The organism is Streptomyces glaucescens (genome assembly GCF_002154375.1).
GTDB lineage: Bacteria > Actinomycetota > Actinomycetes > Streptomycetales > Streptomycetaceae > Streptomyces > Streptomyces glaucescens.
Genome location: NZ_MUND01000389.1, coordinates 1,315 through 14,817 on the forward strand (window position 1 = coordinate 1,315; position 13,503 = coordinate 14,817).

Below are 13,503 nucleotides of genomic sequence, written 5' to 3' on the forward strand. Positions count from 1 at the left end.
GGCCGTCGGGGTCGCGCCGGGCGTGGTCTACGAGCGCTTCGACCTCCAGGCGGCGGCCGGCCCGGCCCGCGCGCATGTGCTGGCCGTCGACCTGCGCCATCCGAAGGTCCGTCTCGATCTGCTGTACCCGGGCGCGGTGGCCGAGCGGGCGACCGTGTCACGGCTCGCCGACCGGCAGGCCGCCGTCGCGGGCGTCAACGGCGACTTCTTCAACATCACCGAGACCCAGCACCCGGGCGTCGAGGCGACCGGCGCGAGCGTCGGACCGGCCATCGCGGGCGGCCGGACGCTGAAGGCGGCGGTGCCGGACGGCCAGCGCTTCGGCCCGGCCATGCCGCCCGGCACGTCCACCCGGGACGTGTTCGGCGTGGGCACCGACCGGCGGGCCCGCCTGGACTCCCTCGCCCTGGACGGGTCGGTCACCACGCCCGCGGAGCGGCTGCCGCTCGGCGGGCTCAACCAGTACGCGCTGCCGGTCGGTTCGGTCGGCGCGTTCACCGCGGACTGGGGCGACGCCTCCCGGGTGCGCGCCATCTGCGGCACGGACACCGAACGCGCCGCGCCGTGCAGCTCGGACACCCATGAGGTGACGGTCCGGGACGGCCGGGTGGTGGCGGCCGGCCAGACCCCGGGCGGCGGGCCGATCGCCCCGGGCACGACCGTGCTGGTCGGGCGCGAGGCGGGGGCGCAGTGGCTGCGCAAGCTCGCCGTGGGCGACACCGTGCGGGTGCGGCACCGGCTGGTGGCGGCCCGGTCCGGTGTGCCGTACCGCTTCGTCGTCGGCGGCTACCCGGTGCTCTCCGGCGGGCAGCCGCTGCCCGGCCTGGACCACCGGACCACGGCGGTGCGCTCCGCGGCCGGCCTCGCGGACGGCGGCCGGCGGGTACTGCTGCTCTCGCTGGACGGCTCCCCCGCCTACCGCACCGGCCTGACCATCGCCGAACTGGCCGGCGTCATGCGGCGGCTGGGGGCGGTCGACGCCTTCAGCCTCGACGGCGGCGGCTCCTCCACCCTGGTCGCCCGCGATCCCGGCGCGTCGACGGTGACCGTCCGCAATCACCCGTCCGGCGGCACCGAACGCCTGGTGCCGAACGGAATCGGGGTGTTCTCGACGGGGTGATCCCCCGGTCTCCGCGGTGGGAGACGGCTCCTACGGCCTGAGGCGGTCCCTACGGCCTCAGGCTGCTCACGATGTCCGCCGTGGCCGTCAGGCCGCTCTGGATGGTGGGGGCGATGCTGGTGCTGGCCAGGTAGAAGCCGAGCAGCAGGCAGACCAGCGCGTGGGAGATCTTCAGGCCGCCGTTGCGCAGAAAGATCACCGCAAGGACCAGAAGCAGCAGCACCACTGAGATGGAAACGGCCATCGTCAACCTCCTCCGCCACGCCGTCACGCGTCCGGTTCACGGCGTTCGGCCGCAAGTGTGGCGTAGCGGAGGGTTCGTCCGTGCCGCTGCCCTGTCCTCCGTTCGTGTGGTGTCTACGCCGGGCGGTGGGTGTCCAGGAAGGTTTCGAGGCCCGCGAGGTCGTCGGTGTTGAGGTGGTCGACGCCTGCGGCGAGCAGTTCGGTCCATACCGCGTCCCGCTGCGGGCCCGGCTGGTCGGGGGTGGCCCAGAACCGCACCCGCTGCCCGCGCGCGTGCGCCGTCCGCACGATGTCGTGCAGCTTCTGCCGCTCGGCCGCGGGGAACGCGCCGACGCCCTGCCAGGTGAAGTGCCGCGTCCAGTTGTCGCTGACGAGCGGGGCGAAGGAGGCGGGCGCGGGGCCGCCGAGGTCGGTGAGCCGGCCGTCGTAGAAGGCGCGGCGGACGGTCTGCGCCTCCATGGGGCCGCGGGCGGCCCGGTCGCCGGAGATGACGGCGGTGACCGGGCCGGGGAACACCCGGCCGTGGGCGTAGGTGGTGAACAGGTGACGGTGGCGGCGCAGGAGCCGGTCCAGCTCCCGGTAGGTCGAGGAGCCCTCGGTCTTGAGGTCGACGAGCAGTTGGAGGGAGCCCCGGTGGCCCCGGTACACCGAGCCGTGGTGGGCGCGGACGCGGGCGGCGAGCGGGTCGAGGTAGAGGGCTTCGAGGGTGCGGGCGGGGTCGAGGTCCTCCGGGTCGTGGGCGACCAGCAGTTGGCCGTCGACGAGGAAGATGTCGGCCTCCACGCTGCCGAAGCGGTGGTCGAGGGCGTCGAGGAGGGGGCGCGGGTGCTCGTAGTCGTTGTGGGCGTGGGCGCGCCACAACGGGCGCGCACCGTGGCGCTGTTCACCGGCGAGGGCGCTGCCGGCGGGCAGGGCGACGGCGCCCGCGAGGGCGGCGCCGAGGGTGGTGAGGGCTCTGCGGCGGGTGGTGAGGGCCATGCGCTGCCTCCCTGGGGGACCGGACGGGACGCAGCGAGTATGCGATCGGCGGGAGACCGATGCGCCTGTCCCTGCGGGGAGTTGGCCGGAGTGCCGTCAGCTGTTCACTTCACCGGGCGGCGGGCACGAAAAAGCCCGCCCCTGGTGGGGCGGGCTTTCCCGGCGGCCCGTCAGGGGGCTTGCAGGTCCACCAGTTCGGCCAGCGCCGCGCGGTGGGCGCCCGCGGTGCCGTAGGCGATCGAGTCGGCCTTGGCCCGCTTGAGGTAGAGGTGGACGGGGTGCTCCCAGGTCATGCCGATGCCGCCGTGCAGTTGCAGCGCCTCCTCGGCGGCGCGGACGGCGACCGGCGCGGCGTAGGCCTGGGCGACGGCGACCGCCACCTCGGTGTCCTGGCCGGTCGCGAGGGCGTCGGCGGCGGCGCGGGCGGCGGCGCGCAGGCTGACGACCTCCAGCCACAGCTGGGCGAGCCGGTGCTTGAGCGCCTGGAAGCCGCCGACCGGCCGGTTGAACTGCTTGCGGTCCTTGAGGTAGCGGACGGTCTCCGTCAAGGTCCAGTCGGCGAGGCCCAGTTGTTCGGAGGCCAGCAGTCCGGCCGCCGAGCACAGGGCCCGGCGTACGGCCGGTTCGGCGGCGCCGATCCGGCGGGCCGGGGCGCCGTCGAGGGCGACCGTCGCGAGCGGCCGGGTGAGGTCGAGCGACGGCTGCGGGGTGACGGTCGCGGCGGCGGCGGCGACCGCGTGCAGGCCGCCGTCGTCGCCGGGCACGAGCAGGACGTCCGCGACGGCGGCGTCCGCGATGCCGGTCAGCTCCCCGCGCAGGGTGCCGTCCTCGACGCGCACGGTCCGCACCGCGCCGCCCGCCGTCACGTTCAGCGCGACGGCGAGGGCGCCGATCCGGCGGCCGGAGGCCAGCTCCTCGACCAGATCGCCGGCGTCGTCGCAGGCCAGCAGCGCCTCGGTGGCGACGACCGCGCTCGTCAGATAGGGCACGGGCGCGACCGCGCGCCCCAGCTCCTCCAGCACCACGGCGGCTTCCCGGTGGGTGGCGCCCTGGCCGCCGCGCTCCTCGGGCACCAGGAGTCCGGCCAGGCCCATGCCGTCGGTGAGGGCCTTCCACAGCCGCAGGTCGTGCGGGGTGTCCGACTCGGCGCGCGCGATGACGGCGGCCGGGTCGCAGTGGTCGGCGAGGAGGTCGCGGACGGCGGCGCGCAGCGCCTCTTCCTCCTCCGAGTACAGCAGGTCGGGGTCGGTCATCGGGCGAGGTCCTTCCAGGCGACGTCCTTGTCGGTGCGCGGTTCGGCGGGCAGGCCGAGGACGCGCTCGGCGACGATGTTCAGCAGGACCTCGCTGGTCCCGCCCTCGATGCTGTTGCCCTTGGAGCGCAGGTAGCGGTATCCGGCGTCGCGGCCGGTGAAGTCCACCTTCTCCGGGCGGCGCATGGTCCAGTCGTCGTAGAGCAGGCCCTCCTCGCCGCGCAGTTCGACCTCCAGGCCGCTGATGGCCTGGTTGAGGCGGGCGAAGGCCAGCTTCATGCCGGCGCCCTCCGGGCCGGGCTGCCCGGCGACGAGCTGCTGGCGCAGGCGTTCGCCGGTGAGGCGGGCGACCTCGGCCTCCACCCAGAGGGTGAGCAGCCGCTGGTGCAGGTCGTGGGTGCGCAGTTCGGGGCGCTCGCGCCAGGTCCGGGAGACCGGGCCGATCATGCCGCCCTCGCGGGGGATGCGCATGCCGCCGATGGCGACGCGTTCGTTGTTCAGCGTGGTCTGGGCGACCCGCCAGCCGTCGCCGATCTCGCCGAGCCGGTGGGCGTCGGGGATGCGGACGCCGGTGAGGAAGACCTCGTTGAACTCGGCCTCGCCGGTGATCTGCCGCAGCGGGCGCACCTCGACGCCGGGGTCGGTCATGTCGCACAGGAAGTAGGTGATGCCGCGGTGCTTGGGCACGTCCGGGTCGGTGCGGGCGATGAGGATGGCCCAGCGGGCGACGTGGGCGCTGGAGGTCCACACCTTCTGCCCGTTGACGACCCACTCGTCGCCCTCGCGGACGGCCCGGGTGCCGAGCGCGGCGAGGTCGGATCCGGCGCCGGGCTCGCTGAACAGCTGGCACCACACCTCCTCGCCGGTCCACAGGGGCTTGAGGAAGCGCCGCTTCTGCTCCTGGGTGCCGTACTGGAGGATGGTCGGGGCGGCCATGCCGAGGCCGATGCCGATGCGCCGGGGGTCGTTGTCGGGGGCACCGGCGGCCTCCAGTCCGGCGTCGACGACGGCCTGGAGGGAGCGCGGGGCGCCCAGTCCGCCGAGGCCCTCCGGGAAGTGCACCCAGGCGAGTCCGGCGTCGAAGCGGGCCCGCAGGAACTCCAGCCGGCCGGTCGTGGCGGGCGGGTGCGCGGCCAGGAACTCCTGGGTGCGGCGGCGCAGTTCGGCGGCGTCGGTCATCGGGCCTCCTCCATCACGACGGCGATCCGGCCGGTGCTGCGGCCGTCGGCGACCTTCTGCACGGCGGTCGCGGCCTCGGCGAGCGGGACGCGCTCGCTCACCAGCGGCTTGATGGCACCCCGGGCCGCCAGGTCGGTGAGCTGGTCGTGGCAGTGCTGGACCAGCTTCGGGTTCTTGGTGTTGTACAGGCCCCAGTGCAGGCCGAGGATCGAGTAGTTCTTCACCAGGGCGTGGTTGAGCGCGGGGCTCGGGATGATGCCGCTCGCGAAGCCGACGACCACGATCCGCCCCTCGAAGGCGACCGTCTTGGCGGACTGGGTGTAGGCCTCCCCGCCCACCGGGTCGTAGATCACGTCGGCGCCCCGGCCGCCGGTGGCCTCCTTGACGGCGGCGACGACGTCCTCGGTCCGCCGGTCGATCACCGCGTCGCAGCCCAGTTCCCGGGCGACGGCGGCCTTGTCGGCACCGCCGACGACACCGATGACGGTGGCGCCGGCCGCCTTGCCGAGCTGGACGGCCGCGCTGCCGACCCCTCCCGCGGCAGCGTGGACCAGCAGGGTCTCGCCGGCCTGGAGGCCGGCCCGCCGGTGCAGCCCGAACCAGCCGGTCTGGTAGCCGATGTGCAGGGCGGCGGCCTCCGCGTCGTCCAGTGACTCGGGGGCGGGCAGCAGGGCGGCGGCGTCCGCGACGGCGTACTCGGCGAAGCCGCCGTACGGCAGCGCGGGGTTGCCGATGACGCGGCGGCCGTCCTCGGTCTCGCCGCAGATCTCCACGCCGGGGGTGAAGGGCAGCGGCGGCCGGATCTGGTACTGACCCCGGCACAGCAGCGCGTCCGGGAAGTTGACGTTCGCGGCGCGCACCCTCACCAGGACCTGGCCGTCACCGGGCGTGGGGCGCTCGGCCTCCGCCAGGCGCATCACCTCGCTCGGCTCGCCGTTCTCGTGCACGTGCCATGCCTGCATGCGGTGCCTCCACGGGGGACTGCTTCGTCTGACCGGGGTCGGACCGCATACTAAGCGGTCGCTTGCCGTTCAGGGAACAGCCGGAGGGGCACGCGTTGGATCGAACGGCACCCTCGGACCGGAAGGTCACCCGTTGGACGCGTTCTTCGGCCGCGCCCTCACGTGCATGCGCTCCCCCTGCGGACCGAACAGACTGAGGAACTCCACCGGCCCCTCCCCCGTCGACCCGAACCAGTGCGGCACCCGGGTGTCGAACTCCGCCGCCTCCCCGGACGTGAGCACCACGTCGTGCTCGCCCAGCACGAGCCGCAGCTTCCCGGCCAGCACATACAGCCACTCGTAGCCCTCGTGGGTCTGCGGGGCCGGGTCGAGGCGCCGCTTCGGCTCGATGATCTTGTACGCCTGGAGCCCGCCGGGCTGCCGGGTGAGCGGGATCATCGTCCGGCCGTACCGCTCGATCGGCTTGGCCGGCCGCACCCGGGGGTCCCCGACCTGTGGTGCGCCGACCAGTTCGTCCAGCGGGACCTGGTGGGCCTGGGCGATAGGCAGCAGCAGCTCCAGGGACGGCTTGCGCCGGCCGGACTCCAGCCGCGACAGCGTGCTCACCGAGATGCCGGTCGCCTCGGACAGCGCCGCGAGCGTCACCTCCTTCTCCTTCCGGATCCGCCGCAGCCTCGGGCCCACACCCGCCAGAACCTCATCGGTACTCATGGCTCACATTGCAGTTTCGGCAAACTTGTTTGTCAATGCCGCACGGCTGCGCGACCGTCGGACGCGGAGGTGGTCACCCATGAACGAGAACCCGACCGAGACCCGCGAAGCGACCGAGACTCTCGGGGCGGCAGTCAGCCACCAGGCCATCGAGACCTACGAGGCCGCCGAGACCTACGAGGCGATCGTCGTCGGCGGCGGCAGCGCCGGCCTGTCCGCCGCGCTGGTCCTGGGCCGGGCCCGGCGCCGCACCCTGGTCGTCGACGCCGGCGAGCCCCGCAACGCGCCCGCCGCCCACATGCAGGGCTATCTGTCCCGGGACGGCATGCCGCCGGCCGACTTCCTGGCCCTCGGCCGCGAAGAGGTCGCCCGCTACGGCGTCGAGCTGGTCCGGGACCGTGCGGTGGACGTCACCCGGGACGGGGATTTCACCGTGGCACTGGCGAGCGGGCGGACCGTGCGGGCCCGGCGGCTGATCGTCACCACCGGTCTCAGGGACGAGCTGCCCCCCGTGCCCGGGGTCGCCGAGCGGTTCGGGCGGGATGTGCTGCACTGCCCGTACTGCCACGGCTGGGAGGTGCGGGACAGGGCCTTCGGCGTGCTCGCCGCGTCACCGCTGAGCGTGCACCAGGCGCTGATCGTCTCCCAGTGGTCGAAGGACGTGACGTTCTTCCTGCACACGGTCGCCGAGGAAGAACTGCCCGACGACGACCTGCGCAGGCTGGCCGCGGCCGGGGTCACCGTCGTGCCCGGCGAGGTGGCGGGCCTGGCGGTCGAGGACGACCGGCTCACCGCGGTGCGCCTCGCGGACGGCTCGGCGCACGCCCGCGAGGTGCTGTTCGTCTCCCCGCGCCCGGTGCCGCAGACCGGGCTGCTGGAGCGGCTGGGCGCCGCCTTCCACGACACCCCGTTCGGCAGCTACCCGGTGGTGGACGCGGTCGGACTGACCAGCGTCCCCGGCGTCTGGGCGGCGGGCAACGCGATCGGCTTCGCCGAGCAGGTCGTCCACGCGGCCAGCGGCGGCTACCGGGCCGCCGCCGCGCTCAACGGGGAGTTGCTGATGACCGACCTGGACGCTGCCGTCCGGGTGTAGACCAGGCCCTCCCGGTGCACCATGACTGCATGCTGCTGGCCCGGCTCGCCCAGGTGTCCCGGGAGGTCGCCGCCACCTCGGCGCGCTCCCGCAAGACCGCGCTGCTCGCGGAGCTGTTCCGCGAGGCGGAGGCGGCGGACGTCCCGGTCGTCATCCCGTATCTGGCGGGGCGGCTGCCGCAGGGGCGGCTCGGGATCGGCTGGAAGGTGCTCGGCCGCCCGGTCGCCCCGGCCGCCGGACCCTCCCTCACCGTGCGCGAGGTGGACGCCCGGCTGACCGCCCTCGGCCAGGTCTCCGGACCCGGCTCGCAGGCCGAGCGGACGCGGCTGGTCGGCGAGCTGATGGGCGCGGCCACGGAGGAGGAGCAGCGGTTCCTGCTGGGCCTGCTCACCGGCGAGGTCCGCCAGGGCGCGCTGGACGCGGTCGCCGTGGAGGGCCTGGCGGGGGCGACCGGCGCGCCGCCCGCCGACGTCCGCCGGGCGGTGATGCTGGCGGGCTCGCTCCAGACCGTGGCGGAGGCGCTGCTCACCGAGGGCCCGCCCGCCCTGGAGCGCTTCCGGCTCACCGTCGGCCGCCCGGTGCTGCCGATGCTCGCGCACAGCGCGTCCTCGGTGGCGGAGGCGGTCGGCAAGCTGGGCGTCTGCGCGGTCGAGGAGAAGCTGGACGGCATCCGCGTCCAGGTCCACCGGGACGGCGGCACCGTACGGCTGTACACCCGCACCCTCGACGACATCACCGACCGGCTGCCCGAGGTGACGGCGGCGGCGCTGGAGCTGCGCGGCGAGCGGTTCGTCCTGGACGGCGAGGTCATCGCCTTCGACGCGGACGGCCGGCCGCGCTCCTTCCAGGAGACCGCCGGCCGGGTCGGCTCCCGGGTGGACGTGGCGACCGCCGCCCGTACGGTTCCGGTCTCCCCCGTCTTCTTCGACGCCCTCTCGGTCGACGGGCGCGATCTGCTCGACCTGCCGTTCGCCGAGCGGCACGCGGAGCTGGCCCGGCTGGTGCCCGGGCCGATGCGGGTGCGGCGCACGGTGGTGTCCGGCCCCGACGACCTCCCCGCGGCGGAGGAGTTCCTGGCCGGGACGCTGGCCCGGGGCCACGAGGGCGTGGTGGTCAAGGACCTCGGCGCGCCCTACAGCGCGGGCCGGCGCGGCGCGTCCTGGCTGAAGGTCAAGCCCGTGCACACCCTCGACCTGGTGGTGCTGGCCGCCGAGTGGGGCCACGGCCGCCGCACCGGCAAGCTCTCCAACCTGCATCTGGGCGCCCGCCGGGAGGACGGCTCGTACGCCATGCTCGGCAAGACCTTCAAGGGCATGACGGACGCGATGCTGGCCTGGCAGACCGGACGCCTGCGGGAGCTGGCGGTGTCCGACAACGGCCATGTGGTGACCGTCCGGCCGGAACTGGTCGTGGAGATCGCCTACGACGGTCTGCAGCGCTCCACCCGCTACCCGGCCGGGGTCACGCTCCGCTTCGCCCGCGTGATCCGCTACCGCGAGGACAAGCGGCCGCAGGACGCGGACACTGTCGAGACCCTGCTGGCCGCCCACCCGGAGGTACGGCCGTGACCGCCCGGCGCAGCGCGGGGCTGCTGCTGTTCCGGCGCGCCGGCCGGGACCTGGAGGTGCTGCTCGGTCACATGGGCGGGCCCTACTTCGCCCGGAAGGACGCCGGGGCGTGGACCGTGCCGAAGGGCGAGTACGCACCGGACGAACCCGCCTGGGAGGCCGCCCGCCGCGAGTTCCGGGAGGAGCTGGGGCTGGAGCCGCCCGACGGGGAGGCCGTGCCGCTCGGCGAGGTCCGCCAGACCGGCGGGAAGACCGTGACGGTGTGGGCGGTGGAGGGCGACCTGGACCCGCAGGACGTCCGCCCCGGCACCTTCACCATGGAGTGGCCGCCGAGGAGCGGACGGCTGGCGGAGTTCCCCGAGCTGGACCGGGTCCGCTGGTTCGGCCTGGACGCGGGCAGGGCCGTGATCGTCACCGCGCAGACCGCGTTTCTCGACCGGCTGGCGGAGCACTCGCCCTGAGGAGACGCCCCGCGTTGCGGCCCCCGCCGCCGCGCGCGAAGGTCGAAGCACGCATCCTTGCCAGGAGGTCAGCCATGCCCATCGCGACGGTGAACCCGGCGAACGGCGAGACGGTCAAGACGTACGAGGCCATGGGCGAGGAGGAGATCGAACGCCGGCTCCAGCTCGCCGAGGCCACCTTCCGCACCTACCGGACGACCGCCTTCGCCGAGCGGGCCCGGCTGATGCACCGGGCCGCCGACCTCCTCGACGAGGACCGGCAGGACATCGCCCGGGTGATCACCACGGAGATGGGCAAGCCGCTGAAGCAGGCGCGGGCGGAGGCCGCCAAGTGCGCCAAGGCCATGCGCTGGTACGCCGACCACGCCGAGGAGCTGCTCGCCGACGAGGAGCCCGCCGTGGCCGATGCGAAGGACTCCGGCGCCTCCCGCGTCCTCGTCCGCTACCGGCCCCTCGGCCCGGTCCTCGCGGTGATGCCGTGGAACTTCCCGCTCTGGCAGGTCGTCCGGTTCGCCGCGCCCGCGCTGATGGCGGGCAACGTCGGGCTGCTCAAGCACGCCTCGAACGTGCCGCAGACCGCCCTGTACCTGGAGGACCTGTTCCACCGCGCGGGCTTCACCGAGGGCGCCTTCCAGACCCTGCTGATCGGCTCCGCGGCGGTCGACGACCTGCTGCGCGACGAGCGGATCAAGGCGGCCACCCTCACCGGCAGCGAGCCCGCGGGCCGCGCGGTCGCCTCCACCGCCGGAGAGATGATCAAGAAGACGGTGCTGGAGCTGGGCGGCAGCGACCCGTTCGTCGTCATGCCCTCGGCCGACCTGGACCGCGCCGCCGAGGTCGCGGTCAACGCCCGCTGCCAGAACGCCGGGCAGTCCTGTATCGCCGCCAAGCGGTTCATCGTGCACACGGACGTCTACGACGCCTTCGCCGAGCGGTTCGTCGCCGGGATGAGGGCGCTGAAGCTCGGCGACCCGACGGACGAGGAGACCGACGTCGGGCCGCTGTCCAGCGAGCGCGGGCGGGCCGACCTGGAGGAGCTGGTGGACGACGCGGTGCGCGGCGGCGCGACCGTGCTGTGCGGCGGCGAACGGCCCGACGGGCCCGGCTGGTACTACCCGCCGACCGTCCTCGCCGGGATCACCCGGGAGATGCGCATCCACCGCGAGGAGGCCTTCGGGCCGGTCGCCACGCTGTACCGGGCGGGCGACCTGGACGAGGCCGTGCTGATCGCCAACGACTCGGAGTTCGGGCTCAGTTCCAACGTGTGGACGCGGGACGAGAACGAGGTCGACCGGTTCGTCCGGGATCTGGAGGCCGGCGGGGTGTACGTCAACGGGATGACCGCGTCCCATCCGGCGTTCCCGTTCGGCGGGGTGAAGCGCTCCGGGTACGGGCGTGAGCTGTCCGGGCACGGAATCCGCGAGTTCTGCAACATCACCACGGTTTGGCACGGTGCGTGAGCGCCGCGCGGCTACGATCCCGGTTGTGAACCGCGAAGTGACTCTGCCTCTGATCGTCGATGACCGCGGGAACCTCCAGGTGGCCGCGGCCGATGTGAGCAAGCTGCTCCGCATGGTGGGCGGACGGTGGCTGCATCTCGTCGAGGCCGGTGAGGAAGGGCTCGACGAGGACACGGTGGCCACGCTGACCATCGAGCTGGCGAAGCTGGCGGATCGTATCGACGTGGCGTGCATCGCGCACAGCAGCGGGGGCGCGCCGTAGCGGGCCCGCCGTGACCCGGGTGCTCAGGCGCGGCGCCCGGCCCGGCACTCCCTGTGGAACTCGCGGACGATCCAGCAGCCCGTGGCGGCGACGGTGAGCAGGACCAGGAGGCCGAGCAGGCCGGGAAGGACGATCATGCGGTCAGCATGACAGACACCCTTCCCGGCCGGCCGCCCGGTGTGCCGTTCGCTAGCGGATCGGCATCCCCGACAGGGTGCGGGCGATCACCAGGCGCTGGATCTCGCTGGTGCCCTCGAAGATCGTGTAGATGGCGCTGTCCCGGTGCATGCGCTCGACCGGGTATTCCCGGGTGTAACCGTTGCCGCCGAGGATCTGGACGGCCTGGGCGGTGACCTTCTTCGCCGTCTCGCTGGCGAACAGCTTCGACATCGAGCCCTCGGCGGCGGTGAACGGCTTGCCGTTGATCGCCATCCAGGAGGCCCGCCAGACCAGCAGCCGGGCCGCGTCGATCTGGGTGCGCATGTCGGCGAGCTGGAAGGCGACGCCCTGGTTGTCGATGATCGGGCGGCCGAACTGCTCACGGGTCTTCGCGTAGTCGAGGGCGACCTCGTACGCGGCCCGGGCGGTGCCCACGGCCATGGCGCCGACCGCCGGACGGGACGCCTCGAAGGTCGCCATCGCCGCGTTCTTCACCCGCTCCCCGCCGGACGCCTTCGCCTTCTCCCGGGCCCGGGCCAGCCGCTCGTCCAGCTTCTCCTTGCCGCCGAGCAGGCAGGAGCCGGGCACGCGCACCTGGTCGAGGATGACCTCGGCGGTGTGCGAGGCGCGGATGCCGTGCTTCTTGAACTTCTGGCCCTGGGACAGGCCGGGGGTGTTCGGCGGGACGATGAAGGACGCGTGCCCCTTGGAGCCCAGCTCCGGGTCGACGACCGCGACGACCACGTGCACGTTGGCGATGCCGCCGTTGGTGGCCCAGGTCTTCGTGCCGTTGATCACCCACTCGTCCTTGGCCTCGTCGTAGACGGCGCGGGTGCGCATCGAGGCGACGTCGGAGCCCGCGTCGGGCTCGGAGGAGCAGAACGCGGCGACCTTGACGTCGTTCGGGTCGCCGTACATCTGGGGGATCCAGGTGCCGATCTGCTCCTCGGTGCCGTTGGCGAGGACGCCGACGGCGGCGAGGCCGGTGCCGACGATGGACAGGGCGATGCCCGCGTCACCCCAGAACAGCTCCTCCATGGCCATGGGGATGCCGAGGCCGGTGGGGTCGAAGTACTGCTGGGCGTAGAAGTCGAGGGAGTAGATGCCGACCTTCGCGGCCTCCTGGATGACCGGCCAGGGGGTCTCCTCGCGCTCGTCCCACTCGGCGGCGGCGGGGCGGATCACGTCGGCTGCGAAGCCATGGAGCCAGTCCCGGACCTCCCTCTGCTCGTCGTTCAGCTCCATGGTGAACTCGGCCATGTCCCCTCCAGCGGCACCCATGTGTGTTACTTGCGGTAACCGCAGTCTGTTACCGGTGGGTAGGGAAAGTCAACTCACCCGGCACCCCCGGCAGCCCGTTCGATGAGTGTGCCGCGTCGAGTGTTACTTTGCGCAGGCGTCACCGATACAGCACGGGTGGGGAGAGCACATGGACACCACGCAGCGGACCGAGCAGCAGCGGTCCGCCGACCGCCGACGACGCGAGCTGCTGGAAGCCGCGGACCGGGTGGTGCTGCGCGACGGACCGCAGGCGTCCATGAACGCCATCGCGGCGGAGGCGGGCATCACCAAGCCGATCCTCTACCGCCACTTCGGCGACAAGGGCGGGCTCTACGCCGCGCTCGCCACACGGCACACCGACGCGCTCCTGGACTCGCTGCGGGCGGCGCTCGACGCGCCCGCGGAACGGCGGGAGCGGGTGGAGTCCACGCTGGACACGTATCTCGCCGCCATCGAGGCGCGGCCCCAGGTGTACCGGTTCCTGATGCATCCCGCGGAGGGCGGCCAGGCCGGCGAGCAGGGCTTCGACGTGGGCAAGCACTCGGCGCCCGTGCTCCGCAGGATGGGCGAGGAGCTGGGGAAGGTCATCGAGGAGCGGGTGGACCTCGGGCCGGACAGCGAGCGGCTGGCACGGGTGTGGGGGCACGGGATCGTCGGGATGATGCATGCCGCCGGGGACTGGTGGCTGGGCGAACGGCCGTGCTCACGACAGGAGTTGGTACACGGTCTGGCGGACCTGCTGTGGGGACGGCTGGCCGCCGCGGGGGACAGGGC

Annotated in this window: 14 protein-coding genes; 7 read left to right on the forward strand and 7 right to left on the reverse strand. The window is 73.6% G+C overall.

The window, feature by feature from the left end:
* The coding region (locus CCN42_RS24505; protein WP_086738862.1) for a phosphodiester glycosidase family protein at positions 1-1,120 on the forward strand (1,120 nt) is incomplete at its 5' end.
* Positions 1,121-1,169: 49 nt separating this feature from the next.
* Here the strand turns inward: CCN42_RS24505 and CCN42_RS24510 are convergent.
* From CCN42_RS24510 to CCN42_RS24535, 6 genes are all read right to left on the reverse strand, one after another.
* Positions 1,170-1,364, reverse strand: coding sequence for a hypothetical protein (locus tag CCN42_RS24510; protein WP_043498599.1), 195 nt, complete (start codon positions 1,362-1,364; stop codon positions 1,170-1,172).
* 113 nt (positions 1,365-1,477) lie between these two features.
* Positions 1,478-2,341: a phosphatidylinositol-specific phospholipase C/glycerophosphodiester phosphodiesterase family protein gene (locus CCN42_RS24515; protein WP_086738864.1), complete on the reverse strand. Its 864-nt coding sequence runs from the start codon at positions 2,339-2,341 to the stop codon at positions 1,478-1,480.
* A gap of 170 nt (positions 2,342-2,511) precedes the next feature.
* Positions 2,512-3,594 carry an acyl-CoA dehydrogenase family protein gene (locus CCN42_RS24520; protein WP_086738866.1) on the reverse strand — a complete coding sequence of 361 codons (1,083 nt, stop codon included), beginning with the start codon at positions 3,592-3,594 and terminating at the stop codon, positions 2,512-2,514.
* On the reverse strand, positions 3,591-4,772 hold the full coding sequence (locus tag CCN42_RS24525) for an acyl-CoA dehydrogenase family protein (RefSeq protein ID WP_086738868.1): 1,182 nt from the start codon (positions 4,770-4,772) through the stop codon (positions 3,591-3,593). The genes CCN42_RS24520 and CCN42_RS24525 overlap by 4 nt, the downstream gene beginning before the upstream one ends.
* The gene (locus tag CCN42_RS24530) at positions 4,769-5,734 is read right to left on the reverse strand and encodes an NADPH:quinone oxidoreductase family protein (protein WP_086738870.1); all 966 of its coding nucleotides are present in this window, start codon (positions 5,732-5,734) and stop codon (positions 4,769-4,771) included. The genes CCN42_RS24525 and CCN42_RS24530 overlap by 4 nt, the downstream gene beginning before the upstream one ends.
* A gap of 126 nt (positions 5,735-5,860) precedes the next feature.
* Positions 5,861-6,445, reverse strand: coding sequence for a helix-turn-helix domain-containing protein (locus CCN42_RS24535; protein ID WP_086738871.1), 585 nt, complete (start codon positions 6,443-6,445; stop codon positions 5,861-5,863).
* A 79-nt stretch (positions 6,446-6,524) separates the two neighbouring features.
* On the opposite strand from CCN42_RS24535, the gene CCN42_RS24540 reads away from it, so the two are divergent.
* The 5 genes from CCN42_RS24540 (at position 6,525) to CCN42_RS24560 (ending at position 11,289) form a co-directional block, all read left to right on the forward strand.
* Positions 6,525-7,538 (forward strand): NAD(P)/FAD-dependent oxidoreductase, encoded by a 1,014-nt coding sequence (locus CCN42_RS24540; protein ID WP_086738873.1) that lies wholly within the window; start codon positions 6,525-6,527, stop codon positions 7,536-7,538.
* A gap of 29 nt (positions 7,539-7,567) precedes the next feature.
* Positions 7,568-9,106 (forward strand): ATP-dependent DNA ligase, encoded by a 1,539-nt coding sequence (locus tag CCN42_RS24545; protein ID WP_086738875.1) that lies wholly within the window; start codon positions 7,568-7,570, stop codon positions 9,104-9,106.
* Complete coding sequence (locus CCN42_RS24550; protein WP_086738877.1) at positions 9,103-9,567, forward strand: NUDIX hydrolase; 465 nt, start codon at positions 9,103-9,105, stop codon at positions 9,565-9,567. Before CCN42_RS24545 ends, CCN42_RS24550 begins: the two co-directional genes overlap by 4 nt.
* Positions 9,568-9,641: 74 nt before the next feature.
* A complete protein-coding gene (locus tag CCN42_RS24555) occupies positions 9,642-11,027 on the forward strand; it encodes an NADP-dependent succinic semialdehyde dehydrogenase (RefSeq protein WP_086738878.1) in 1,386 nt (461 codons plus the stop codon).
* A 25-nt stretch (positions 11,028-11,052) separates the two neighbouring features.
* Positions 11,053-11,289 (forward strand): DUF6213 family protein, encoded by a 237-nt coding sequence (locus tag CCN42_RS24560; protein ID WP_086169483.1) that lies wholly within the window; start codon positions 11,053-11,055, stop codon positions 11,287-11,289.
* Positions 11,290-11,478: 189 nt separating this feature from the next.
* Here the strand turns inward: CCN42_RS24560 and CCN42_RS24565 are convergent, their stop codons facing one another.
* Positions 11,479-12,708 (reverse strand): acyl-CoA dehydrogenase family protein, encoded by a 1,230-nt coding sequence (locus CCN42_RS24565; RefSeq protein WP_086738880.1) that lies wholly within the window; start codon positions 12,706-12,708, stop codon positions 11,479-11,481.
* A gap of 169 nt (positions 12,709-12,877) precedes the next feature.
* Between CCN42_RS24565 and CCN42_RS24570 the strand changes: the two genes are divergently transcribed.
* The coding region (locus tag CCN42_RS24570) for a TetR/AcrR family transcriptional regulator (protein ID WP_086738882.1) at positions 12,878-13,503 on the forward strand (626 nt) is incomplete at its 3' end.

Coding starts and splice junctions, on each gene's coding strand:
- CCN42_RS24510 (WP_043498599.1), bottom strand. CDS start 1,364: ATGGCCGTTTCCATCTCAGTGGTGCTGCTGCTTCTGGTCCTTGCGGTG.
- CCN42_RS24515 (WP_086738864.1), bottom strand. CDS start 2,341: ATGGCCCTCACCACCCGCCGCAGAGCCCTCACCACCCTCGGCGCCGCC.
- CCN42_RS24520 (WP_086738866.1), bottom strand. CDS start 3,594: ATGACCGACCCCGACCTGCTGTACTCGGAGGAGGAAGAGGCGCTGCGC.
- CCN42_RS24525 (WP_086738868.1), bottom strand. CDS start 4,772: ATGACCGACGCCGCCGAACTGCGCCGCCGCACCCAGGAGTTCCTGGCC.
- CCN42_RS24530 (WP_086738870.1), bottom strand. CDS start 5,734: ATGCAGGCATGGCACGTGCACGAGAACGGCGAGCCGAGCGAGGTGATG.
- CCN42_RS24535 (WP_086738871.1), bottom strand. CDS start 6,445: ATGAGTACCGATGAGGTTCTGGCGGGTGTGGGCCCGAGGCTGCGGCGG.
- CCN42_RS24540 (WP_086738873.1), top strand. CDS start 6,525: ATGAACGAGAACCCGACCGAGACCCGCGAAGCGACCGAGACTCTCGGG.
- CCN42_RS24545 (WP_086738875.1), top strand. CDS start 7,568: ATGCTGCTGGCCCGGCTCGCCCAGGTGTCCCGGGAGGTCGCCGCCACC.
- CCN42_RS24555 (WP_086738878.1), top strand. CDS start 9,642: ATGCCCATCGCGACGGTGAACCCGGCGAACGGCGAGACGGTCAAGACG.
- CCN42_RS24565 (WP_086738880.1), bottom strand. CDS start 12,708: ATGGCCGAGTTCACCATGGAGCTGAACGACGAGCAGAGGGAGGTCCGG.